General features: G+C 50.7%; 17 protein-coding genes. 7 read left to right on the top strand and 10 right to left on the bottom strand.

What is annotated here, in order from left to right; genetic code table 11:
• Positions 1 to 33: 33 nt before the first annotated feature.
• Together Mal48_RS14605 and Mal48_RS14600 are read right to left on the bottom strand one after the other, a co-directional pair.
• On the bottom strand, positions 34 to 969 hold the full coding sequence (locus Mal48_RS14605; protein WP_145200904.1) for a LysR family transcriptional regulator: 936 nt from the start codon (positions 967 to 969) through the stop codon (positions 34 to 36).
• Positions 970 to 1,675: 706 nt separating this feature from the next.
• Entirely contained in the window at positions 1,676 to 3,859 is a 2,184-nt protein-coding gene (locus tag Mal48_RS14600) for a hypothetical protein (RefSeq protein ID WP_231739602.1), read from the bottom strand.
• Between the two features lie 471 nt (positions 3,860 to 4,330).
• On the opposite strand from Mal48_RS14600, the gene Mal48_RS14595 reads away from it, so the two are divergent.
• Positions 4,331 to 5,176, top strand: coding sequence for a DUF1573 domain-containing protein (locus tag Mal48_RS14595; protein ID WP_145200898.1), 846 nt, complete (start codon positions 4,331 to 4,333; stop codon positions 5,174 to 5,176).
• A 143-nt stretch (positions 5,177 to 5,319) separates the two neighbouring features.
• On the opposite strand, the gene Mal48_RS14590 is transcribed toward Mal48_RS14595, so the two are convergent.
• The gene (locus Mal48_RS14590) at positions 5,320 to 5,634 is read right to left on the bottom strand and encodes a transcriptional regulator (protein WP_145206244.1); all 315 of its coding nucleotides are present in this window, start codon (positions 5,632 to 5,634) and stop codon (positions 5,320 to 5,322) included.
• 202 nt (positions 5,635 to 5,836) lie between these two features.
• Here Mal48_RS14590 and Mal48_RS14585 point away from each other — a divergent pair, with 202 nt between their 5' ends.
• Both Mal48_RS14585 and Mal48_RS14580 read left to right on the top strand, forming a co-directional pair.
• Positions 5,837 to 8,623: a hypothetical protein gene (locus tag Mal48_RS14585; RefSeq protein ID WP_145200895.1), complete on the top strand. Its 2,787-nt coding sequence runs from the start codon at positions 5,837 to 5,839 to the stop codon at positions 8,621 to 8,623.
• A gap of 269 nt (positions 8,624 to 8,892) precedes the next feature.
• Positions 8,893 to 9,564 carry a helix-turn-helix domain-containing protein gene (locus Mal48_RS14580; RefSeq protein ID WP_145200892.1) on the top strand — a complete coding sequence of 224 codons (672 nt, stop codon included), beginning with the start codon at positions 8,893 to 8,895 and terminating at the stop codon, positions 9,562 to 9,564.
• A gap of 122 nt (positions 9,565 to 9,686) precedes the next feature.
• Here the strand turns inward: Mal48_RS14580 and Mal48_RS14575 are convergent, their stop codons facing one another.
• The 3 genes from Mal48_RS14575 to Mal48_RS14565 form a co-directional block, all read right to left on the bottom strand.
• On the bottom strand, positions 9,687 to 11,048 hold the full coding sequence (locus Mal48_RS14575; protein WP_145206241.1) for a sigma-54-dependent transcriptional regulator: 1,362 nt from the start codon (positions 11,046 to 11,048) through the stop codon (positions 9,687 to 9,689).
• 69 nt (positions 11,049 to 11,117) lie between these two features.
• Entirely contained in the window at positions 11,118 to 12,458 is a 1,341-nt protein-coding gene (locus Mal48_RS14570; RefSeq protein ID WP_145200889.1) for a two-component system sensor histidine kinase NtrB, read from the bottom strand.
• Positions 12,459 to 12,760: 302 nt separating this feature from the next.
• Positions 12,761 to 15,094: a BatA domain-containing protein gene (locus Mal48_RS14565; RefSeq protein ID WP_145200886.1), complete on the bottom strand. Its 2,334-nt coding sequence runs from the start codon at positions 15,092 to 15,094 to the stop codon at positions 12,761 to 12,763.
• Between the two features lie 253 nt (positions 15,095 to 15,347).
• Between Mal48_RS14565 and Mal48_RS14560 the strand changes: the two genes are divergently transcribed.
• Positions 15,348 to 16,067 carry a Swt1 family HEPN domain-containing protein gene (locus tag Mal48_RS14560; protein ID WP_145200883.1) on the top strand — a complete coding sequence of 240 codons (720 nt, stop codon included), beginning with the start codon at positions 15,348 to 15,350 and terminating at the stop codon, positions 16,065 to 16,067.
• 116 nt (positions 16,068 to 16,183) lie between these two features.
• Here Mal48_RS14560 and Mal48_RS14555 read toward each other — a convergent pair whose 3' ends face one another.
• Entirely contained in the window at positions 16,184 to 17,218 is a 1,035-nt protein-coding gene (locus Mal48_RS14555; protein ID WP_145200880.1) for a metal ABC transporter solute-binding protein, Zn/Mn family, read from the bottom strand.
• Positions 17,219 to 17,757: 539 nt separating this feature from the next.
• Here Mal48_RS14555 and Mal48_RS14550 point away from each other — a divergent pair.
• From Mal48_RS14550 to Mal48_RS14540, 3 genes are all read left to right on the top strand, one after another.
• A complete protein-coding gene (locus tag Mal48_RS14550) occupies positions 17,758 to 19,233 on the top strand; it encodes a M81 family metallopeptidase (RefSeq protein ID WP_145200877.1) in 1,476 nt (491 codons plus the stop codon).
• 239 nt (positions 19,234 to 19,472) lie between these two features.
• Complete coding sequence (locus Mal48_RS14545; protein WP_145200874.1) at positions 19,473 to 20,549, top strand: pyridoxal-phosphate dependent enzyme; 1,077 nt, start codon at positions 19,473 to 19,475, stop codon at positions 20,547 to 20,549.
• Positions 20,550 to 20,655: 106 nt separating this feature from the next.
• A complete protein-coding gene (locus Mal48_RS14540; protein ID WP_145200871.1) occupies positions 20,656 to 21,222 on the top strand; it encodes a cysteine hydrolase family protein in 567 nt (188 codons plus the stop codon).
• Between the two features lie 166 nt (positions 21,223 to 21,388).
• Here the strand turns inward: Mal48_RS14540 and Mal48_RS14535 are convergent, their stop codons facing one another.
• From Mal48_RS14535 to Mal48_RS14525, 3 genes are all read right to left on the bottom strand, one after another.
• Complete coding sequence (locus Mal48_RS14535) at positions 21,389 to 22,123, bottom strand: SDR family oxidoreductase (RefSeq protein ID WP_145200868.1); 735 nt, start codon at positions 22,121 to 22,123, stop codon at positions 21,389 to 21,391.
• Between the two features lie 127 nt (positions 22,124 to 22,250).
• Positions 22,251 to 23,861, bottom strand: coding sequence for a M14 family zinc carboxypeptidase (locus Mal48_RS14530; RefSeq protein ID WP_145200865.1), 1,611 nt, complete (start codon positions 23,859 to 23,861; stop codon positions 22,251 to 22,253).
• 310 nt (positions 23,862 to 24,171) lie between these two features.
• Positions 24,172 to 25,395 carry a sialidase family protein gene (locus Mal48_RS14525; protein ID WP_145200862.1) on the bottom strand — a complete coding sequence of 408 codons (1,224 nt, stop codon included), beginning with the start codon at positions 25,393 to 25,395 and terminating at the stop codon, positions 24,172 to 24,174.
• Positions 25,396 to 25,399 lie beyond the last annotated feature (4 nt).

Raw genomic sequence — 25,399 nt, 5'->3', positions numbered from 1 at the left:
GTTGTGCCAGTTCAGGGTCGCAATAACTGGAAACTATGACATCGCACTGCTGAATGCAGGCGCTGTTTTGGAAATGGCCTCGTCGGGCGGTAAGTCTTCGAGAAGAATCTCCACAAACTTTTCCGCAGCACGAGACAAATGTTTGTGACGTTTATGAACAATCCCGAGTGGGCGAACAAAATCACAATCTAAGAAAGGAATCGCTTTCAGTGTCCGAAATTCCATTTCTCTTCGTAGAGTCGCAAGTGGCAGAATAGCCACTCCTAAATCGATCTCGACAGCTCGCTTGACCGTCTCAAGATTGTCGAACTCATGAACGACGTTCACGTTGACGTTTGACTTCTTAAGAAGTTTCTCTGTTTTACGACGAATCATCAAGTCGTTCGAGAAAGCAACGAGGTTCTGACCAGCCAATCCGGCGATTGGAATCGAGTCGAGATCTGCCAGTTTGTTGGTGTTCCCAACAGCCAGAACCATTTCCTGATTCTGCCAGGGAATACAGCCAACCTCTCCACCATCCCTCGGAAACGAGACGATCCCTAAATCGATTTCGTCTCGTAAGACTTTGCTGTACACGTCATCAGGTTGAGCGTAGCCCAAGGTGAGATCAACTTCAGGAAATTCGCTCCGGAAGCGACTCACGTAATCGGACATCTGTAACAACCCGACAGAATAGATCGATGCCACTCGAACACGTCCCGACAGTCGCCCACTATTTTTCTGGACGCTGTCTTCAATGTCCTGATAGTCCCGCAACCACTTTTGGCAGCGTTTGAAGTAAATTTCACCTGCAGAGGTCAACTGAATCGGTCTTTGAGACCTGTCAATCAGGTCAACTCCAAGGTGTTCCTCCAATTGCTGCAATGCTTGACTGATCGCAGGTTGCGAAACCTGCCTCGCCACGGCGGCCTTCGAGAAGCTGCCGTGGGTCACGATATCACAGAAAATTTCAGTGTTTCGTAGGTTCACAGTTTAGGCGATAAGTGATTGCAAATGGAATAACCAACTTGGGATAAGCTGGGCACATAGAGTACAGAGACGCAGGTCGACAGTCAAGGTTTCACTTTTCACGACTTGCTCAAGAAGTTTGATTTTTTTGACATCTTGCCCATGAATTGGTTTCGCAGACGTCATCGTAATGAGTTGTCTATGCAGTGGTAAAAAGAAGATTCCCGCTGCCATGGAGAGTGTGGAAGGTGCGCAATAGGGCTTCTTTCAGATTGGTTTGTAGGTTCAGTCTCGTGGCGAGCAGTCTATGGAGTCATGAAAGTGAGCATCTCGGGCACGACCAGCATTGAAAATGCTTTCGGCGAACGGGTCTGACTGGTGATTTGGAGCGGATTTGTGTTGCCGTGGATCACAGAGCCCGTAGATCAACACTTCAAATGTTGTTTACGTGTTGTGATCAACGCCAAATCGGGAAGGTGGTTGACTCAGTCCTGTTGAATCAGCAGTCTTGGTGAATCAGTAAACGAAAAGAACGCCGAGCGAATCGCTCGGCGTTCTTGAATATCAACGATCCTGGATTGAAGAGTTCTGGGAGCACTTTCGTGTTCCTGGTACCCGCGGAGGAGGCGACTTAGCGGTAACTGGCCAATGTTTAACTGGTCACTGTTTTTAACCAGAAATCGCACAAATCCGCGAGGCAGAACGTCTCGATCCGATTCAAACTGCTCTAGTTCAGTTCAATCGTGAGCCAACCGTTATTTGCATGGATTCCAGTGATGCTGAGTTCGATCTTTTTTCCATCCTGTTCGAAGGTGAAAGTCGATTTCAGCTCTCTTTCTGGAAGAGCTTTCTGGATTTTCTGACGCATGACGTTCGCACGGGCAACTTGCTCGGCAACGCTGGATGGCTTGCTGACAGGCTTGACACCGACGTTTCCACGGTTGAGCAACACTTTACCGTCGCCCATAGTTGGAACGAGTGGGACGGTAATGATTTGTGTTGGAATGTCGTCACCTTCGCGTTCGAGTCCAGCGCGAAGAATCAGTGTGACCTCTCCGTTTGCGATCTGGAAGCGAATTGGGTTCGGCTGGTCGAAGACAAAAATGTTGCCATCGTCCATCGCTTCACTCTCATCATCACCAAGGCTGACTTCACGATCAAGAATTCGGCTCAGGCGTTCTTCGATGAGTGCTCGAAGTTCACCGTTCGTCATTTTCTGTTTGCCTTCAGTTCCCAAGTCGAGACGATTACTGCTGTTCGTCAGAAGGCTTTCGTGAATTTGTGCGACAAGGCCATTTCGTGGCGGGTTGATTCCTGGAAGCGATGCTCCACCGCCAAGTTCGGTCTCTGCACTCAAGCGAGTTCGTACGAGGATCTCGCTACTGGTCGATGAGTAACTCATTGCATCTGGGTAGAGTCCGTACTCACGAAGTGGACCGTAAAGTCGGTTTTGCAATTCCATCGAAGCATTCGAGAATCGAGTGTTCGTTTCCGAATTCAACTCATTGCTGACTTGTTGCCGAATACTACGTTGCGTGTAGGCGTTCGCTTGACCACGACGCTCATTGGCTTCTCGCATGGCGATACGTTCTGCGATGTTACCAAACAAGCGACCGGAGTAACGTGTGCTCGCTCCAACCGGTTGGTTGTTTGCTTGAACGCTCACGCTGGCTGGCTCGGTTCGGAATGTTGTTCCGTCGAAGTAGACTGGTTTCACAGCTGAAAAGCTATGACGTCCGACTGACCGAATCGTTGCCTGACTGGCATAGGCCAGTGAACTGGTACTGATCACGCCACTTGACTGAATGTTGAAACGGGCGTTGTTCTGACTAGGTTGGACGTCAACACGAACTGTCACATCCGAAGTTTGGTTTCCAACGATTCTCGCACCCAACGCGTTATCGTTAATTTGCGAAGTCTGACGTCGAATCCCACCAGCGACGCGGTTGAGCAGTCCCTCTGAAATTGCAATTCTCAGGTTGTAGTTCAGGTAGTTTTTGCGAAATGCGGATTCGATTGCGTTCCCGCCATCTGGAGAAGCTTTGCGAATTGCGTTGTACTGTTTTCTCAGTTCGGCTTCGAGTTCTGCGCTCGGATCGTTGTTGTACTCAGCGATTGCATCGAGAAGAGCAATCATGCTGTCACGAAGTTTTGCTTCTGCATCTGGGCTTGGTGGAGCGAGTGCGTTTTGAACCTCAGCCAGGGCGTCTTCAAGGTTGAGGAATGACTCACGGCTCATGAACGTCTTGATTTCATCTCCGTATGTTTCCCGCTTTTCCATCTTCGCTTTCACAGCGTTCACTGCGTTCACTGCTTCTTCGTCCGATGGGTCAAGGTTGGTGAGGGCGTTTGTCTCTGCCCAGCCCAGCCATGCCTGTCCACCACGAGTTCGATTCATGTCTGAGCGAAATGAACTGACAGCGGAGTTCAGGTTTGAACGAGCAGCAGAAACGCGTGCTCTCAGAGCGGCTTCCTTGTCGGCAGTCAAGGTTTCCAGAAGAGCCTCAGCGATATCAACTTCAGGGGCCAAGCGGAGGTAGAGATCGCCGATTTCAGCATGGATCGATTGGTATCGGCTGTCTTTCAGGGCTTTTTCCATTGTGCGAAGTTTTGTTCGCAATTTCCCAAGAGCAGCACGCTGGGCTTCAATTGTATTATTGTCGCCTTCATAAAAGTCTTTAACAGCTAACCCAGTCTCATTGACCCAACTTTTCCAGGTTTCGTCGATGGATTCTTCCAGCGCCGCGAAGTCTTCGACTTCGAGTCCGTCTGGCGCGTACGCAGCAATCAACCCAGTCAATCCGACTGGTTTTGCTTCGTCTCCCTGGTATGCCCAAGATTGGGTGCCTGCCCAAATAATGAAAGCACAACTACAAATTGTCCAAGTGATGTGTCGACGCATACGTTCCACCGTGAATTTTAAAGGAGACGTCTCTTTCAATCGTCACTCGTTGAGAGGGGACGCCCTAGTCTGTGTTATCGTCCACTTCATTGATTCGAAATGGAAAAGTCTCGTTCGGAATTAAAGTCCTGCTGACACCTTTTGCCAGCACATTCCACGTACATAGTCTATCTTACGCATACCGTCCAATCAATCATGTGGCGAATCAGCCAAATCTGAGGAAGAGCCAGATTTCCTGCGTTTTTCTAATCACAAGCAGCATAGGTGCCTGTTAATTGAAGTTTTTTCAAGAAAGATGCCTACTTCACTAAAGTCGACGTGCTGCCTTTGTCATTTCTTGAGAACTGCTGCACCGACATCTTCTACAGGGGCGAATGTTTCTGGCACTGGCGAGCCATCCCGGAACCCATCTTGTTCTGTATTGGTGATTTCGAATAAAAACCAAGCGGACAAACGATTTCAGTCCCAGGGGATCAGTTCATGGAAGAACAAAAATCAACAAGCCGCCTTCCGCTGTGGGCGACGGGGCTCGTCTTATGCGGTCTCACGCCAGCGGTCCTGGCGGGGATTTTCACTCAAGCTGCGCCTGTCGCACGACCTATTTCGGGGCTCGTCGAACGGGACCCGCTTGTCTTCTCTCAATATGCGGTCCATCTGGGTGAGGTCCGGCCCGTCGGCACGGTTCCGGCACACTTCGACTTCTTCAATGCCGGGAAGACTCCGATTGAAATCGTCAAGCTCGATCCAAGTTGTGGCTGTTTAGCACCACGGTTGTACGATGAAAAAACTCGCTACGAACCGGGCGAACAAGGGAGGTTCTATGTTTCGGTGAAAACCGCGAACGAAACCCCTGGCCCTAAAGAATATACTGTCAAAGTTAGCTACAACGACGGAAAACCGCAGGAGAGAATCGTTTCATTCAAGCTGACGGTTCCGGAGAAGAAAGTTTCAATCACCCCTGCTGAAGTCTACTTCTACCAGACTCATGGTCGGGCTGACTCGCGAGAAATCGTCCTCGAAGACCATCGTGGATTGAATTTGAACATTGTCGATTTTGAATACAACGACAGCACCGCACAGGTGACCCTCGGAGAAAAAATTGTCGAGGGAACCACTTCCAGGACCCCAATTCGCATCGATGTTCCCGGAGATGTCCCACCGGGACGGCATGTCTCGGTCTTAACAATTCATACTGACGACAGCGAGTATCAGACCATTCGAGTCCCCATTCTTATTTGGGGGCCGGAATCGAACATTCAGCAAGCGAGTGCTGAGGAAATCAAGCAGAAGCCCACACCTACAACCAAGCGATCGAAGATCAAGTAGAGATTGATGAAGTGAATCGAATCAGTGAATCATCTCAATGTTCTTTGATCTATTAAGAAATTGGCCCATAACCCTGAGTTTGACCTTGTGAATGCTGATCAATTTCTAAGAAATCCAAGATCTGCGAACCATCAGAGAAAGTCTTAAGACCAGTCGCTGGTGAAATCGTCACTCCCACCATCCTCGATTTGTGCTTGCAGGAGATCGCGTTCCTGGCGAGTGATTTCGAGATCAAACATCAAGTACTTGACATCCAAGCGTAACTGAGACAACGCCTCTTGGACGAGATTCAAAATCCGTCTGCGGCGGCGAACACAATCAACAATCTGAGAATAAGAATGTTCGAGTTCCCGATAATGCTCCTCAGGGAGCGCAGCTATTTTTTTACCGAGCTCAATGAGTTCTCGCGGTAATTCATTTGCTGTCGATTCAGGAATTCGAGTTGGTTTTTGCGTCATGACTTCTGCCTTTGCTTCAGCCATCGGACGATTCCGAAGACTGCAAACGCTCAATGAGATAACAATGGCCCATTCCGAGTGCGAAGGAAATATGTGGACTTCCGTCAAAATTTCCCACTCTCGTTCATGTTGCCAAAAGGCAACGACCATTTACAAGCGACATCACCAAAACTTCCAAAATTGTCCCTCGAGGTGGGATTTCGTGGCCGGTTGTAGTGATTATGCCGTTTGGTCGGGTTGTGTGGCGGCTGGAGAGCCGTTGCGGGATCGCATCATCTGGTGCGTCATGCTGATTCTGGCTGTCGTGTTTACGGGCCCAGCTTCGGCTCAAATTCAGCCTCGCAAGCAAATTCAGCTCGACTTTGAAGATGAACAACTCCACTGGCGAGCCGAAAGCCCACTGCTGAGCGAGTACATCAAAGCTCGTGAAGTGATTGATAGCGATGGACATTCAGGTCAACGCTGTGAGTCCTATCACTTTCAGTCGGCTCAGTATCTGGAAGAACAGCGTCTGGTTCTGGACGTTCCACCGAGCAAAGTGCTTTTTGATGAACTCAAGGCCTCGCTTTGGGTTCGCTCAACAACACCAGACCTGCGATTCGTGTTGCGATTGCGATTTCCAAATCAAATCGATCCTCGAACCGGCCAAACCTTAACGCTCGACCTCTCGGGAGAGACATACACTGACACGATGAATTGGCAGCGTTTGGAGTGTGCAACTTCAGCAGAAGCCGTTGAACGGCGACTGATTCTCGCACGCGCACAGTTCGAAGCTCAGGGTAATTCGATTAACATTGACGCGCGGACTGCGTACGTTGATCAAATTGCACTTTTAATGACTCTCCCCAAAGGAGCCTCTGCTGTCCGGATTGATGACGTCAGCTTTGGCCCGATTGTTGCCCCTCAAGAGCTCGCTTCTGATGCGAATACCCAACGCCAGGCTAAGGCACGGTTGCAAGTTCTCGATGATCGAATTTTGAAAGATGACAATCCTTTCTTCCCGGTTTTCACGTTGTATCACGGAGAAAGTTTGACAGAGATTCAGGCAACCGGGGTCAATACGCTTTGGATTACCGATTATGCAGACCAGGCACTTCTTCGCGCACTCCACGATGCCGACATTGGAGCAATTGCTCAACCGCCTCAGTTGACGCCCGAAGAAGCGGTCCTGAATCGAAAGGGACTTCCTGCTTTTGAGGAATGGACAGAACCTATCTGGGCCTGGATGTTTGGGTATGGAATCCCGGAAGAAGACATTCGGTATATCGAATCGTGGGTTGAGCACGTCCGGGACGCAGATCGACAATTGAGACGCCCAATCTTAGCGGATGTCGCTGGGAAAGAACGTTCGTTTCATCGAAATGTCAATTTTCTGGGAAGCAGTCAGTTTGTGATTCACAGCGACATCTCCATGCCGCGACACGCCAAGCAACTCAAACATCGCCGAAATCTCGCACTACCGGGGAAGCCGATGTTTACCTTCGTTCAAACGGAAGCTTCTCCTGCATTTCTCGACTCTCGCGGAGAGGGAGAACGACTTCCGGTTGTCGAGCCAGAACAGATTTTACAGCAGGCCTACGCAGCCATTGCGGCGGGATATAAAGGAGTCGGATTTTGGAAGCAATACTCCCTCGACACCGACGTGCCAGGGCTAAACGAACGGGTTCATGCGATTCGACTGTTCGCATCTCACTGTAAAATTCTGGAACCGTGGTTGGCGACGGGGCGAGTCGTTGACGACTTGTTCGTCCATTTTGACGCGGACATGCAGCACACTCAAACGGGTATTCTTGCTCCACTGAAATCGCGCTGGGATACACCGATCGAGCAAGTCAGCGCGACGGGCGCAAAGCAACCTTCTGAAATTCTCGCAACGGTCATTCGAAGCGACGAGGGCCTGTTGATTCTTCCTGTCTGGTACGAAGAAGGAGAGCAATGCGTCCCCGGACCGCAAGCCGTTTCAGGAATCCGCATGCTGCTTAAAGGGGACATCTGGCAAGCGTGGGAGGTCACTCCGGTCGGTGTGACACAATCTAATCTGGAAGTTTCCTGGCCCGCCGGAGGAACTGAAATTTATCTCAAGGAGTTCGATCAGCAGTCTGCCATTGTCATCACCAGTAAGCCGAACGTCATTGAGCGACTTCAACGTGAAAGCCGCCGCGTTCGAGATGATGCCGCACGTGCCATGGTCTCTCTGGCAGCCCTGAAATTCGAACGAGTCCAGAATGTTCACGAAGAACTGATCGGAATTTCTCCGCCAGTAGTCCAGGCTGAACTGGACTTGCGACAGGCCTATGCAAGCTTGGAAACAGCCAGCAAAGAACTTGATGCCTCCCACCCTGTTGAAGCTTACGCAGCTGCGCAAAAATCTCTTCAACATCTGCGTTCCCTGCAACGAAAGTATTGGGACGCTGCCATCAAAGATCTCCCTTCCGCCACTACGAGCCTCGACGCCACCGGATTCCAGACCCTTCCGGACCATTGGAGAACGATGATCGAACTTGGCAAGAGATCTCGTATTACCGAGAACCTGATCCCGACTGGCGACTTCGAAAGTGTCGCAGCGATGAAAGAAAATTGGAGTGATGGATCAACCCGAACCGGAAACCAGCGGATTCAAATTCAGTACGACCAACGTCGGAATGATCACCACTTGTCGTTCCAACTTGAATCGACACCCGGAGAAAACTCAGCCATCGCTCTCACGAGTCCGGCAGTCCATGCTGAGGCGGGGGACATCGTTGTCATCTCTGCTCAGGTCCGAACAGCTAGCCCATTCCCGGGACCGGAAGATGCCTTTCTGATCTTCGACACTCTCGTCGGAAGACCGGGAGCAGTTCGATTGCATGAGGCCAAACAGGAATGGCAAACCGTCAAGCTGGTCCGCAGAGTCTCCCGTGACTCCGACTTCCGAGTCCGGCTGGAACTCCAGGGAAACGGTGCCGTAGAAATCGACGACCTCCAGGTAAAACGCCTGCTGCCAGAGTAACCTGACTCGAACTCTTTAGAGCAAGTTGCTCTACCGTGCGCCCGTGAAGAATGCATTTCTATAGTAAAAATGCTGTTCGCCACGAGGAAGATTCTGCAAACCATTTCAAAAGATGCATTAGTCGTCCTGCTTTCACTCTTGCCTTCATCTGCATAATAGTTCATACAAAGATTTGATCTATTACGCACAGTTTACACACTCTTGGGGCTGCAGGGGTCAACTTGAGTTTTCGCAATGCGGGCTTGCGGAAGGCATGAGGTACGAATGAAATGTCGTGGTCAATCGACTCACCTGAATTAACGTATCGCTGTATTCCAAGATTGATGAAGTATCATCGGGAACGACTCGGCTGGACGCAGAAGATGCTCTCCCAAAAATCGGGTTACGGCTTACGCGCGATTACAAAAGCGGAGGCGGGGCAATCAGTTTCCAGTGATACAGTCGCTGACATTGCCGAAGCGTTCAGCACTGAGGGCGAGAAGATTTACCCAGAGGACTTGATCAACGACCCGGTCGTGTTGGCTCGTAAGTACATTGATTCAATCTATACGCTGCAGAAAGATGCGATCACGGAAATTGAATCGTTCTTATGCGATGAATCAGTTTTTACTGTGCAGGGAGACCCGGAGGTCTTTCCCTTCGCTGGCAAGTTCCATGGGGTTGAGGGAGTCGCGGAGATGATTGAGAAGTTCTTTTCCGTGCTCGAAGTTCCAGCGAACTATGATCACACCGACCGATATCGCTACTACAACAGTGGGAACGAGGTCGTGATCTGGGGAGAAACTTGGGTGCACCCGATCGGGGTTCCTTTAACTGAACCAATTTCGATTTCGATCCGCATGACATTTCAAAAAGGAAAACTGATCACCTTTGATGATCGTTATGATCTCAAAGCAGGCGCTGAGGCACTCGCAAAACTCCAATTGTTTGAAGAACAGTAGAACAGATCATGAACCCCGGATTCGCGCTCTCAATCGCTGAGAAAAGCAACCAGTCCACAATTGGTCTTTACGTTCTGCATCGTGGCACTGCAGGCATCGAAATTGCAGGCATTGAAAATGCTCTAATGTAAATTGTAGCGATTCATTTTGTAGTGAAGTGTGCGGACACTGACACCGAGTGCCTTCGCGGTTTGTTCACGATGACAGTCATAAGCTGTCAGCGCAATTTGAATAGCCTCTTTTTCGGCAGCCTCGGTGACTTCGGCGAGTGATTGAATTGGTGAACTGGCGGTTCCTGACTCTGTTGTAAGATCGGTCGGTAAATCTGTTTTGGAAATGGAAGTTTCACGGCTGGTGACGACGAGCCGCTCAATCACGTTTCTTAACTGCCGGACATTTCCAGGCCAGCGAGCTGAAACCAGCACTTCCATCGCGGCGTTTTCAAAAGTTCTTTCCGGGCGATGGTGTCTCGTGCAGAAGTGATTGAGAAAGTGTTCCACCAGCAAAGGGATGTCGTCTCGTCGCTGGCGGAGTGGGGGGACTTCAATTGGGACGATATTCAAGCGGTAGTACAAGTCTTCCCGAAAGGTCCCCTCTTCAACAAGTTGGGCGATGTCCCGGTTTGTGGCTGAGACAATCCGTGCGTTTGATTCAAGTAATTCCTCGCCGCCCACGCGAGCGTATCTCCCTGTTTCAAGGACTCGTAATAAATCGACCTGGCTTTTTGTGGGGATCTCCGTGATCTCGTCCAGGAATAGTGTGCCGGTATTTGACTGTTCAAAGCATCCCGGTTTTTGTCGCGACGCTCCGGTGAAGGCTCCTTTTTCATGGCCGAAGAGTTCACTTTCCAATAATGTTTCCGGGAGTGCTCCCAGATTCACAGCGACGAAAGGTTCCGATGACCGACCGCTAAGGTCGTGAATCGCGCGTGCGATCAGTTCTTTCCCGGTTCCGCTTTCCCCCTGAATCAATATTGTTGCATCGGTGTCGGCGACTTGTTTAATTTGAGTTAAGACTTCCTTAAGCGCGCGACAGTTGCCAATGATTCCAGAGATTTCACCAGCTTCAGCCAATCTCCCTTTCAGGCGTTTGTTCTCAGTTTGCAGCCGGTGGTGTTCAATCGCTTTGGCGACCTGCTGTCGAATTAAGTTGAGATCAACCGGTTTCGTAATGAAGTCGAAAGCCCCGCGTCGCATTGCGTCGACAGCTGTTTCCACCGTTCCATGGGCTGTGATGACGATGGTTGTTGTTTCCGGGTTTCGCTGTTGGACGAGTGAAACCAAATCTAAACCGTCTCGATCACCTGGCAAACGGACATCTGCAATGACAAGCTGATAATAGCCAGCGTCGAACATGTCGAGCGCGTCGTTGACCGAGCTTGCAGTCTCGATGTGATCTGCAATTTTATCAAGCCCTTTCGCGAGCCCCGCGCGGATGTTCGGCTCATCGTCAACAATGAGAATGTGGAATTCTTCATCCATGATATGCAACAGTCTTGTACGTTGTCAGGTCGAGAGCTTGGGCCACTTTTGTGATTGTCATGTGGATGTGACTCAACGTGGAAGTGTGAGTTGAAACTGCGTGCCCCGCTCCGACGAATGGAAGCTCAGGTTGCCTTGATGCTGATTCATTATCTTATCGCAAAGTGCAAGTCCGAGACCAGTTCCTTCGTTTTTTGTCGTGAAATACGGATCGAAGACTTTGTCATGCAGGTCCTCGGGGATTCCTTTTCCGGTATCAGCGACTTCGACCTGGACATTCCCATCAACTTCAGTGACGGTGACGGTGAGAGTTCCTCCCTCGGGCATTGCTTCCATGGCATTGAGTATTAAATTGAGAAGGACTTGCTCTAATCGGATTCGATCAGCCGGGATTTCTTTCGATAAGTCGCACTTGATGACTGTTTGAATTTGAATGTTCTGCTGCTCTGCTTGCGGAGTTGCCAGTTCCACTTGCCGTTGGATGAGATTCATCAGATCCACTGGTGCGAGATTCAATTGACCACTTGAGGCGAGATCGCGAAATCCTTCCAGCACTCCTCCAACACGAGCCATTTCTGTTTTGATGACATTCAGCATTTGGCGAACATCCTCGCTGGGATTGTCTTCAGCGATTTGTTCTTCAAGAAGTTGAACATGCAGCGACAAGGCTGTGAGTGGATTCTTGATTTCGTGATGAAGGCCCGCAGCGAGTGACCCCAGCCCCATGTATCGTTCCATGCGGCGCATACGTTCTTCGATCAGAACCCGCTTCGTGACGTCACGTAGTTGGAGCACCATTCCAAGGTCGTTGCCTGCGTAGTCGCTGAGTGTTTGGCAAAAGGCGCGGAGTGCTCTTTGGCTTCCATTCACGTTGGCTTTGTAATCACGGAACATCGTCGGGGATTTTTCAACCTTCCATTCAGTACAAAAATCATGCAGAGGAACCGCGGAAAGCTCCTTAAGTGGTCGTCCGACGCATTCTGTTTTGATGTTGAGTAACTCTAACCCACAACGATTGATACTGGTGACATTCCCTTGCACATCAATCGTGATGACAGCCTGATCGATACTACTCAGAATATCCGCAGCCAGCGCCTTAAAGTCGCGAAGCGATTCTTGAGATAACTGGTAGGCCCGCCACAAAAGCATGACGGCGAATCCGGTCACCACCAGGTTGACGAGAACTAATGTTGTCAGGCGGAACTGCCATCTCAACGCCCCTGCTAATTCTTTCGCGGAGGCTGTCGAATCGCTGGGGAGCTTGCGAATTAACTCTTCAACAATTTTTTGTTCACGCAGGAAGTCCAGTTCCACCCAGATTGTGATCGCCAATGCGACGGCACTCAGCATCAGCAACCCGATGATTCCGAGTTGATATAGCTTGCCATAATTTTTCGGGGGAGAACGAAACACAGTTCAATTCCAGCTTTGGTAATCAGTGTCGATTTGGCCACCAGGTGGGTGAGTCACGGGGAGATCAACGACCTCCCAATATGCAGCAATTTTACTGCAGACCGATCGTGAGTTTACTTTAGAACAATAATAATATTTGCCTTAACGAGTCCTGCTTCGTGGTGAACAGCATTTTACTAGAGAAATGCGTTCTTCACGGGCACGCGGTAAAGCAAACTGCACTATTGTAACTTCATCAAGCGTTCTGCACGTAGTCGTCCGTGAAGGCCAAGGTCGAGTTTGTTCGATTGCATTTTCGAATTTCAGGCTCGACCGGTTCGCCAACTGGCACGATCCGAAAACTGTACAATGACCGCACCTGTGATCATGCACAATAGAATGAGGACAACGGAACTCACGGTTGAGGCTTGAATCCAAAGAACAAATGCGACAGAGACAATCAGGCCGAGGATCGCCCCTGTCGCAAGTTGAGAACGGATTGCAAATAATTGATCGACAATCAGAAGCAGGATTGCAGAGAAAACGAGCCACCGGGAGAGGTGAGACTCAGCTCCCCTACCAAATGTCCGCCGCCTGGAAGCGGACATTTCGGCATCTTCAACGATCTCCACATTCAGGCCATTGAGGAAGGGCCCTCTCAGTAACTCGTCGGCCGCTACACTTTTTAGCGAGCTCTCCTCAATGTCGACATTGCGAGCGATGACTTGAACGGTGGAGCGAGACTGACTCGACTTAAGCGAGTACAGCCCCGGCTGAGTCAAATAGGAGTCGAAGATGTCCGACAAGTGTTCCGCTCCGATTTGTTGATCCCAGATCACCTGCCCTTGGTCATTTTGGATTGAGGAAATTTCAAGGAGATTCAGCACATTCTCAGGAACAACTTTTCCGATTCGCGACTGGACGATTCCATCCGGGTTAAAAGAGAGGTGTTCAACCGCTTGACGCATCATTGGCAGAAAGCTTGGCCACAGCACCCAGCTTCCCCATTCGATATCGAATGAAGAAAAGACCGTGATCACTCGCCCCTGTCCGACATGATGCTCGACAATGAGTGGGTCGCTGGAATCGAGGTCAACCACACGTTGGAGCGATTGATCTGGTGAAGGAGTGAACCGAATGTAAGCGTAGATTCGGGTGGTCGACAGGCCCGATTCGGGATGATGCCGAAACGGAGAGACCATTGGGTGCGTGCTGGACGCGTCGCTCACTTGAAACGGAACTCCATCAGGGACTTCGATTGAGAGTCGTTGCTCAAGGATCCCAGGAATCAGATTCGCTCCATTTGGACCGAGGCGTTCATTGTACTGGCTGAGTGACATTCTATCGCTCATCGAGATCATGAGACCGCCGCCAGCCTCGACAAACTGTCGCAGCCTTTCGCTGTCAGAGGTCGTCAGGTTTGAAACTCCGGCGAGAATGACAACATCGAATTTCTCCAGACTCTGTTCGCGAAATCCGGTTGGGCCAACGCTCACAAATAGCGAGGCTGAGTTCGGCTCCGCAGGCCGGGATTCTGAAGTGGGCGAAATCGCAAGCCGCAAGAAGTCGCTTTGCTGGAAAGCCTCCGGCGAAGATTTGGAATCTTCGATGACCAGAACTCTTGGTTCCGATTGAACAGGGACGGCAAAGAAATAGTGATTGTCACCAGCGAGTGCATCTTCACCGATTCGAATTTCGCAGCGTTTGAGTTCGGGGTTGGTAAAGACGGTCTCGAATCGGACCGTTTTTTCAGATTGCGATTTGAACTCAACCTCTTTTTCTGCAATCACTTCTGAGTTCGAAAGGAATTGAACAAACGTTTTCGCTGCCCGCTTTTCAGGGTTTCCAATCAACACTTCGAGAGTGCAAGGAGCCCCGACTTTGGCTGGGACTTTTTGCAATCGAACCTCTTTCACTGCGAGATTCACAGGAGCAGTTCGCTCGGAACTCAGGTCGATGATTGAGAGATGTGCCAGTTGTGAAAGTTGATTGAGACGCTCGCTGAGTTCGAACGCCTGGCCTCCGGAGGGGGCCCATTCTGCGACGGGCATGTCGGTCCAGAAAAGGACTTCATTCGTATTTCCCGGAAATTCGTCGGCGTACGACAGAGCACGTTGAAGAGTCTCGCTGAGACTTGCAGACTGCGAAGTCGTTGTGAGTTGAGTCACTTCTTCTTGAATGGCTTCAGGATCGTAAACAGGAATACGAATTCGATCTGGTTGATCGTTGTTCCCGTGGAGGAGCAGTTGCCAGGAGTCTCCCGGAAAGCGATTTGATAACGTCGACAGGACTTGCCTTTGCAATTCGTCAAAGCGGGATCTTCCACCGTCGGTCGCAGACATACTCATCGAGGTATCAAGAATCAGCAAACGGTGGACGGGGGTGTCAACGTTTTTGGAATCGAGATGTGCCCCCAGGTGAGGTTCTGCAGCACTCAGTACGAGCAAAGTCAGGATCGCAATTCTGACGAGTAATTGAGAAATTGACTGCACTTGAAGCTGAATGTGTTTTCGGTTGACGGCAACTTTCAGGAAGCGACTGGCCCCCCAAAATTCGATACGGGGCTGTCGTTTAAGGAGAAAATGAATTGCCACCGGGATTGCCAAGGCTAACAATCCCCATAGTATTCCAGGATTAATTAAGCTGAAGTTCGTCAATTGTGGTCAAATTTGACTATGGTGCGAATGGAACGGGGCGATATCGCGATGTTAAGTGATCCAAATCGGATGACAACGAAGATTCGGATATTTCTGTTCTTGGCGCATAATATGGATGATCCGGGGTAACCTGGGAGTCAGGCCGAGAAATTAACAATCCTAAAAAACGACACTACATCACTCCTGTTTAATTGATTATTATTAGCAAAGTTCGTTGCGGGGCGAACAGAACCTTCAACAAGGTAAAGATTTCGTGGCCACATATCGTGAACGTGTTTCAACAGCGCTTGATCTCCTAACGGTCGGACTTGCTCCCTACGTTGAAGATAAGCTGCGTGCAATCCATCGAGATAATTGGATGCGTGCTGTGAAGGGAAGTTTTCGCGATGACCGCGACCGAACGACCGCCGGTGGGAAGGAGTTTGATTGGGACGCCCACTCTCTCCTGACCGTCATGTGGGATCAGTGGAACTCTGTTTTTCGACATGACCTCGGACACTACGAGCGAAGTCTCGTCAGCGAATTACGCGAATTCCGCAATCGCTGGGCACATCAACAAGCATTTGACTTCGATGACGCCTTCCGGATTCTGGATAGTGTCCATCGGTTGCTGACATCAGTCAACGCTGAGAACGTTTCCGTGATCCAGCGGGAAAAGTCGGATTTGCTCGAATCGCACGTCGCAGAAGAAGTGAACAACCAGGTTCAGAAGACCGCTTTTCAACGGAATAAGTCCTGGGTAATTGTGATTTACGGACTTTGCTGCGGTTTGATTATCGCTCACGCAATCTTGTACAGCAATGAGGGGACAATCACACTGATTTCCTTCGTCTTGCTGGTCTTTATCTATCTGATTTACCAGCAATTCAAAATGGCTGCTCCGTTGCTGTACGGTCCCCGAGAGTGTTCGCGATGCCATCGCATTGTCTATCGGAAGCCCTGTCCGTACTGCAAATCGGTCTCTGAGAATTAGCTGACGCTCACTCTCATTAGATCTTCAACGTTTCGACGACGTTTCTTTTTCTTGTGTGAACACTACATATGTTCTGAAGGAAGAAATTCTGTCCTGACCAGTCTTTATTTGACGAGTCATTTTTTGAGCGACAGTTTTCCGTGGAGCCCTTTCTCCGGAACTTTTCCGCCGAGAGCTTTCACAATGGTGGTGACATTGGAATCCATCATTCCGATGTAGGTGCCCTCATAAGTCCCCGGCGCTCCAAGTGAATCAGAATACAAAGTCCCACCGATTTTTACGTTCCAATTCTGTTGCTTTGCACCTTCGACGACAGCTTGGATGTTGGCGGCATTGACAGTCGATTCTACGAAGATTGCAGGGACCTTGTTCCGCACGAGGAAGTCCACAAGTTCGTTGATATCCTGAACGCCAGGTTCTGATTCTGTGCTGATCCCCTGCACTGACTTCACCGGAATTTCGTACGCAGTCGAAAAGTATCCAAACGCATCGTGAGCAGTCACGAGATATCGTTGTTCCTCAGGGATAGTTGCGATAGCAGATTTGGCGTACTCGTGGACTTCCATCAGTTTCGCTCGATAGGCGTTTGCATTCGCGGCATACTCGTCTGCATGTTTCGGGTCGAATTCACTCAGGATCTGGACGACATGATCCAGACTCATCGCCCATGTTCCGACGTCTCCCCAGATATGCGGATCTGGATGATCTTCTAACCCGGCTGGATACCGAACTTGACTCTTGGGAAGCCCATCTGCGACAGCGGTCACGGTGCGACCTTTTCGGCGTGCCAGTTCGAACTGAGGTTGCATCGGGCCTTCCAGCATTAACCCTGAATAGATGATTAAATCAGCTTTCATCAGCGTGCCGATGTCAGAACTTGTCGGGCGAAACAAGTGCGGGTCGACACCTTCTCCCATCAAACCGACCACGTTGGCGTAATCTCCCGCGACGTGCCGCACCAGATCGCCCACCATGCCGGTCGTCACCACCACGGAAATGCGGTTTTCAGCGGTTGTTGGAGAATTAGATTTCTTGGGACTGTTCGTCTCTGACGATTTTGTACAGCCCTGTGTCAAAACCATCGATGTCAAAACAACAAGGCAAACCGCACTCAACATGGGCATTTGCAACTTAGGGAGTTCTCTCCGCATGTACTTCCTCGACGCCGTCTCTGGGTGAAAAACGAACCTTCACTGGCAGCCATGGTGCAGTCATCGTGCACTCAACGCTCATACAACCAGTTGATGAACTGAGAAGTATAGTGAATCCGTAGCATTGGGTACAGTTCGGCAAGGGGCCCACTTTCCAAAGCTGCTTTCTTCACAAAGCTTCACTCGAAACGAGATGTTCCCTTGTCGCCGTGATCGTCGATCGCAAGCGTTTTGGGCAGCCGAGATACCGCCATCTCCGCGAATGCGGTCGTTATTTCTTGACGAATGGTCTGCTGTCTGTTCGACTTTGTTTGCAACCGCCAATCCGCCAAGTCGTTCATTTTGCGAATCGGGAAACGTTGAGAACTTGTTGAACTGACTCTTTGAGGAAACTTTGAGTAGTGAAGTCTCAATGAAACCTCGACGAGAAACCTCGACGCAATTTTTAGAAGGCAACTTGAGCGAGCGGGCGCGTTTGTGAAAATCTTACTCTCATCATGCAACCAACTTTGCCATTACCTTCAAGACTGACCTCCACTATGCGAATCGGCATCATTGCGTTTCTTCACGAATCGAACACTTTCTCCTGCCAGCCCACAACGGTTGACTCATTTCGGCAAAACCTTCTTCTCGCTGGTGAACCAATCCGTCGAGATCTGGCAGATTCACACCACGAAGTGGGCGGTTTCTTTGCCGGTCTTGAAGCAGAAGGAGCTGAAGCTGTCCCGCTTTTTGCTGCGAGAGCACTCCCTTCCGGAACAATCCCTTCCGGAGACTTTGAAGCTCTGACCAACCATCTGCTCGACATTGTCCGTAGCAACGATTCTCTCGATGGTTATTTGGTTGCACCACATGGAGCGACTGTCAGCGAGCGTTTTCCTGATGCCGATGGATACTGGCTCTCCGAGTTGCGGTCTCAGGTCGGCCCAAACGTTCCAATCATCGGCACACTCGACGCCCATGCCAATGTCTCCCAATTAATGGTCGACAGTTGTGACGCACTCGTCGCTTATCGGTCGAATCCGCATCTTGATCAACGAGAACGGGGCATCGAAGCTGCCAATTTAATGGTGAGAACGGTTCGCAAAGAAGTGACGCCAACTATGTCGGCGCAGTTCCCTCCGCTCGCAATCAGCATTGAACGACAATGTACTGAAGAGCCACATTTGCGACCGCTTTACGAGGCGGCAGACGCTCAGCTTAAAATCGGTGGCGTACTCTCGAACAGTATCCTCCTCGGGTTTCCTTATGCCGATGTGGAAGAGATGGGCTCATCTGTGATCGTTGTGACAGACGACAACCAGATGCTTGCAGATGTCCTCTCAAAGCAACTCGCCACAACAATGTGGGAGATGCGTGAGAGCTTCGCTGGAGAGTTCACTTCAGTCGCTCAGGCGATCGATCTCTGCAAAGATTCCTCTGATCGAATCTGTCTGCTCGACATGGGCGACAACGTTGGTGGAGGCTCTTCGGCGGATGGAACCGAACTTCTGGCTGCCATTCACAAAGCGAAAATTGGGCCAGCTATCGGTTGCTTATACGATCCACAAGCTGTTTCTCTGTGCGAGGGAGCCGGCGTTGGAGAAAAGCTCACACTCTCCGTAGGAGGAAAAACCGACAAGATCCACGGATCACCCATGGAAGTTGAGGTGACTGTCCGCTCTCTGCACGATGGCAAGTTCAGTGAGCCGCAACCACGGCACGGCGGCATCGTGGAGTTCGACCAGGGCAAGACCGCCATCTGCGAAACCGAACATGGCTTAACTCTGATGCTGACGACGCTGCGAATGGTCCCTTTCAGTTTGCATCAACTCATCAGCTGCGATCTTGATCCAAACAACTTCCGGTTCCTTGTTGCCAAAGGAGTCAACGCTCCGATCGCAGCTTATCGCGATGTTTGCGATCAATTCATTCGAGTCAACACTTCTGGCTCAACATGTGCCGACATGAGCCGCCTGGTCTACCAGCACCGTCGCACACCAATGTTCCCACTGGAACGCGAAACAAAATATTAACTAGAATGTATTAGAACTGATCCTGAAATCTGAAATTGCTCTCTTAAGCATTGAGAAAAGCAGTGATTCCAGAGGTTTTCGGGCTGGTTCTAGAATTCGTTGAACGTGTGCTGTCTCGTGTCAGCGAGTGATGATCACATCAAAAGCCGTTTCACGAACACAAAACACGAAACTGATGAGCCGGACGCATGAAGTTTTCGGCGAATGTTTAAGACCTCTCAGAAAGAATCGAGAACGAAATGAGTATCTGGCGTTGGGCGGACTTGATTGAACCGGTTCCTGTTGAAGCTCGCATTACGCTGGGTGAGGGAAACACTCCGCTGATGCGATCTCGTCGCATCGGGCCGGCTGCCGGATTGAAGAATTTGTTTTTCAAGCTGGAAACCGGAAATGCGACTGGCTCCTACAAAGACCGGTTTGCGTTCGCCGGGATTTCGCACATGGTCGCCAAAGGCAAAAAGAAATGCATCGCCACTTCCAGCGGGAACACAGGAGCTGCATTGGCAGCGTACTGCGCAGCTGCGGGGATTGAATGCCGTATCGCCATCGTTGAAGGCGCCCCGCTTGGAAAGCTGACTCAGATGATGGCCTACGGTGCGAAGATTGCTCGCATCAAGAAGTTCGGGACCGATGCCACGACGACCACGAACGTTCTTGAGAAGCTTCAGAGACTTGGTCACCGTCCCGACTCGGCGCTGCAGGTCAGTGCATTCGTTTACAGCCCCACTGGAATGTCCGGCGTGCAAACAATGGCCTTCGAACTCGCAGAACAGTCTCCAGAGGGAATCGATCACGTCTTCTGCCCTGCAGGTGGAGGCGGCTTGTGCGTTGCAATGGCACGTGGGTTCGGGCAGATGGCCGAGAAAGGAAAACTCGAAAAACTCCCAGCTGTCGAATGTGTCCAGCCCGAAGGGAACAACACGATTTCCGGACCTCTTCGCGAAGGAGCCAAACGCGCACAACCGGTTGCCTGCACAACTCAAGTCAGTGGTCTGCAAGTTGCCAGTGTTGTCGATGGTCACCTGGCAGTCGCTGAATGCCGTGCCACCGGAGGGACAGGTCACCTGGTCGCAGATCAATTTGTCTGGGACGTTCAAAAACGGCTTGCCCGAGAAGAAGGAATTTTCTCAGAGCCAGCTGGTTCAGTTGCTCTGGCAGGAGCTTTGAAAGCTGCCGAAAATGGAGAGATCGACAAAGATGCAAAAATCGTTTGCATCGTCTCCGGCTCCGGATTTAAAGACTCAGCTGCCATCGACCGCATTAACAGCGACGTCGACTGCCCAACTGTTGACATCAGCGCAATCGATGAGTGGTAAGCAATAGCGGAAACGCCCTGCCACACTCAGTTCGCAGGAGATTTCCTGACCGAATACATATCGTGAATTTTCTGACACCAGCCATTTGCATAGTAAGAGTTCCCCCATGACCAAGCCTGCGACCAAAACAGCATTGCTTATTATTGACCTGCAAAATGATTACTTTCCCGATGGGAAATGGGAGCTGGAAGGAACAGAGGCAGCCGCAGCCAAGGCTGCTGAACTCCTGACAACTTTTCGAAAACAGGGGCTTCCGGTTGTCCATGTCCGGCATGAATTCCCGACAAGTGACGCTCCGTTCTTTGCCCCGAATACTCCCGGCTCAGAAATTCACACAACTGTTCAACCCAACGAGGGCGAATCGGTTGTCCTCAAACATCAGATCAATAGTTTTCGCGATACCAACCTCAAAGAGGTGTTGGACGAGCAAGGCGTTGAGACAGTCTTAATCTGTGGTGCGATGAGCCACATGTGTGTCGACGCTGCGACCCGCGCCGCCAACGATTTCGGCTACCAATGCACCGTCGCCCACGATGCCTGTGCCACACTCTCACTGGAATTCAACGGCACGACTGTCCCCGCCAATCTGGTCCACGCTGCCTTCATGGCCGCTTTGGAATTCGGCTACGCGAGAGTTGCCTCAACTGAAGAACTACTGGCTGAATTTAAGTAGTTTCTGCGATAAATTCGTTCATTGCCTCTGCCTCGCAGCCACACACGATGTGCCATGCAGGGAACGTAGCGAAGTCGCGAATCAGCGTGGCGGATTCCGAACCAGAAATTCACGCTGCGCAGGGGCAACACTGAAGCCCCGCTCAATGAGGATTCACCGAGGTCGATCAGTTCGATGCTCCGCCATCTGCGCGGAGATGCTGTCCGGTGATCCAGGCTGCGTCGTCGCTGGCAAGGAATGAAACGATCGGAGCGATATCATTGGGATGACCGAGTCGTTTGAAAGGAGAAAGGTTGCGGAAAAATTCCTTCCGTTCTTCATTACTTCCAGCGAACATGCCGGGCTCTGTGGCTCCGGGGCGGATACTGTTGACGGTGATTCCTCTCGTTCCCAGTTCGTGTGACATCGAAACAACCATGGCGTCAATACCGGCCTTGGTCGCTGAGTATGCGCCAGTTCCGATGCGAGGTCTTTCGGCCAACTGCGACGAGATAAAGATCAACCTTCCGCCGTCACTCAGTCTTCGTGCTGCTTCGCGAAGGGTTAGAAAAGCTCCAACAAGATTAACGTCGACTAACTTCTTGAAGTCAGCCAGTTCGACATCCTCAACCGGCCCGCCCCCACCAGCACCTGCGTTCGCCACTACGACATTCAAACTGCCGAATTCAGTGATCGCAGTTTCGAACAGGCTTTGAATTTCGTCTTCGTCTCTCACGTCTGCCGAATACGAAATCGCAACGCCACCCGACTCAGTGATTTCCTGAACGACTTTTTCTGCAGCTTTCTGGTCACTTCCGTAGTGAACGACTACGCGATATCCGTCACTCGCCAGTCGTTTGCAAATTTCACTCCCGATGCCGCCCGACCCGCCGGTCACAAGTGCACTTCGATTCTTGGACATGATCTGTCTCTTTTTATTCATTGCGATGGATCAGAACAGTTTGCGATGGCGAAAATGTCGCTCTGCAGGAACACGCGTCTCCTCTCCAATACGAGCGAAAATGCCTGGGGCGCGAGGCTCCAGTTGCTCACTGTTTGTTTTTTGACTTGAGTTGCTCTTGGACTTCCTGCGGAGGTTCCCAGCCGATTCGTCGGACTTCGTCCGGGGTGTATTCGCAAGTTACCAGGAACAGGTCTTGATTCTTGGTTTCACTTGGTGGCAAATTGATTTGGACCTGTGTGTAGCCGTTTGCAAACCATGAGGTCCAACCATTCTTTGCATCTTGTTTGAGGGGATGCCCATTCAGTTTGATACTGTCAAATTGTGGATTTCGATATGGAATTCGCAAGCGAAAGCCAATCCCGCTCTCATTGGAATATGTTGACTCGACCTTCTGACTCGGCTTGCTGACGGCAACCTGCACCTCGGGGCCTCGACGTAGAAATTGCTGGAACGAATCAAAATCAATATCTTTTCGTTTTGAAAGTGCTTTCAGAAACTGATCCTTGTCTTTCACTAACAGCTTATTGGCAGCTGCCGATGTGGTCACGAAATAGGTATCGCGGCCATCGGTTTGTGGATAGAGAACTGCTTGGCCAAACTGACCCTGATTCTGCCACAGCTGAACACGGCTTTGGCGACGCTCGGCAGCTGAGTTTCCATAAGCTGTGACGAAGTGCCCGATGAAGAATTTCACACGATTGACTGGGTAGCCGGCGTATGGTTCATTTTGCCAGGGCTTATTTCCGATTTCCAACAGGCCTCGCAAGCGGGCAATTCCGCTCTTCTCCCAGCCAATTTCAAACGTACTCACCATGGTGTGATACTTCGCGTACCCGTATTGAGCCGTGTAGAAATTTGATTGTCCGGACCAGGTCCGGTCGCTGATTCCATTCATTGCGGGACCATGAAAAGATCGTTGTGCATCAGCCTCGAAACGGTCTGACGGATAGCCTGCCTGTTCTCCTGACTTGATCATCGCTTCAGTCACTCGCCAGTCCCACGGCCGCAAAGCAAAGTTGGAATAGGCCGACCCACTCACCTCAAACATTGTCTGGCCTTGGTATCGGGTTCGGTCTCCCAGCTTCTCCAGCGGATATTCTTGTAGCCCTGTGCCATGGAGATCTGCATGAATCTCCGGCTGCCAGCGATCAACGACATCAAGAACTGCTTTTACTTCCGGAGCTTTGTCGAGTGAGAGGTATACAAGTTTCTTTAGATCCCAGTGCTGAGGCCCTCCTCCTGTGTAAGGATCGATCTTGGCTGCGTTGCCGAAACGGTCCGTTTCGAAAAAAGATTCAGGATGATTGATCGGCATGATCAGAAGAATCTGCTTGCGGCGCAGCTCTTGAGCTTCAGGAGAATCACCGGTCACCCATTCGACAAAGTGTAACGCGGTCGTTGTCCCGGAACGCTCCGGGCCTCCATGCAATGAGGTTATCAAAGCGATTTGTTTCTGAGCGTCATCAACATCTGGATCAGTGATTTTGATGAGATGAATGTCATACCCATTCTCGGTGCTGCCGACGACTTGCAGTTCAAAAAAATCAGAAAACTTCTGTTCCCAAAACTTCAGCGTCGCCTCGTACTCATCGTGAGTGACCCGGTGCACACGCTCAACATTGGCCTGATCCTGAGCAATGCAAGGTATTGAATACAGACAGAAACTTGTGAGGAGCAGGACGATCAACTTGGACATAAACGATCCTTTGGTGACAGTTATCGCGTTGACTTCTGAGGAGTTTCACGGAGCAAAGGTATGCTCGAAGATCACCATGCAACTTGCCATGCAGTTTGTCTTATAAAACGGCTGCCCGGTTTGAAGAGCATCAGTCAGGCGATCAAGTGATAAAGGAGAGTATTGTCCATCCGGCAATGCACTGCCACCTTCTCAGTCAATGAAACTGATTTCGTGTGGCTTTCGTGATTTCTCAAGTCGCCCTGCGAAGAGACGTCAATTCGAAAAATGCTGTAGTGGAGAGTTGTGAATTGGGTGGACAGGTGTGTTGTTATTTCTTTTTTTCTTTGAGAACGCGATTTGCCAGCGGCTTTGAGATCAGCATTTTCAGTCGGGAGTTTTTGGCGACCAATTTCTTTGCCAGGACATCTTCCTCGGTAAATCGAGCTAACAAAATCTCGCCATCTTTCGCGCGGTTGCGATCGTAAGAAATGAAGAGTGTTCCATCAGGAGCCTGAAACCCATCGGGATAGGAGATGCCTTTTTTCTCATCGAGCACGAGACCACCTTTCCAGGTTTTGCCGTCATCTTCAGAGAGCCAGGCGCTGAGCTGTTCGCGTCCAGTATGAGTCTCAAGTTGATCTCCATGCTTGATGAGTAACAATCGACCGGAAGCCAACCTGCGAATGTGGAACCGGGCAACGGGGTGTTTAATCTGTGAGAGAACCGGGAGCGACCATGTGGCTCCCTGATCAGTAGACGTCGACTCCATGATGCCTTTGCGAGTTCGAGCGAGCATCCATAGCGTCCCGTCTTGACGTTCAATGATCATGTGCTCGTGCCAATCTGGATTTGAGAAGTTTGCCATCCCGCGTCGAGTCCACGTTGTCCCCTGATCTTTCGAAACAAAGACATTCGCTCCTCGTAATGGATCAAGATCGCGAAAGCAGCCTTTAAACTCATGCAGGCCGCCCCGTTCGTCCAGTGAGATCGGCAACATCCACTCTCCATTGCTGAGGACAGTTGGTTTGTTGAGAGTCACACCATGCCAGATTCGCGTAGGTCTTGACCATTCCGGCGTATCCGCGTCGGGGTTTTCGCAAACGGTTGCCCAAACGCCCCCTCTGCCATCGAACATCTGCATCGACTGGTCAAAGAAGAGCCACAATCGACCGAGCGGATCAGTCCACAGGTTTCCGACAAGTGTACTCCGGTCCATGGGAAGGTCTGGAGAATGGGTGTCGATCACAAGGCGCGGCTTTGACCAGCTCTCGCCATCATCATCACTCGTCGCCAGCACGAAGAAAGCTTTGGGACTATCTCCACCAGCGACCCAGCACGCCCACAATCGTCCACCCGGAGTGCGGTCAATGCCGATTGTCATTCCATAGTCGAGTTGGTCATAGTCATAAGCTGGAAGTGGCGACGTATTGAGCGTTGGTTGTTCCAGTGCATGGTCCGCAATCTTCTCAAGCTTGGCGATGCGGTCGGCCTCATCGCTGTGAGCAACTTGAGACAGTAGCAGGACGAGTAAAAAGCTGATTCCGGATTTCATGATC

Source organism: Thalassoglobus polymorphus (assembly GCF_007744255.1).
In the GTDB taxonomy this organism is placed as follows: domain Bacteria; phylum Planctomycetota; class Planctomycetia; order Planctomycetales; family Planctomycetaceae; genus Thalassoglobus; species Thalassoglobus polymorphus.
The sequence above is the reverse complement of the archived record's forward strand: the minus strand, read 5'-3'. Positions and strand labels throughout refer to the sequence as shown.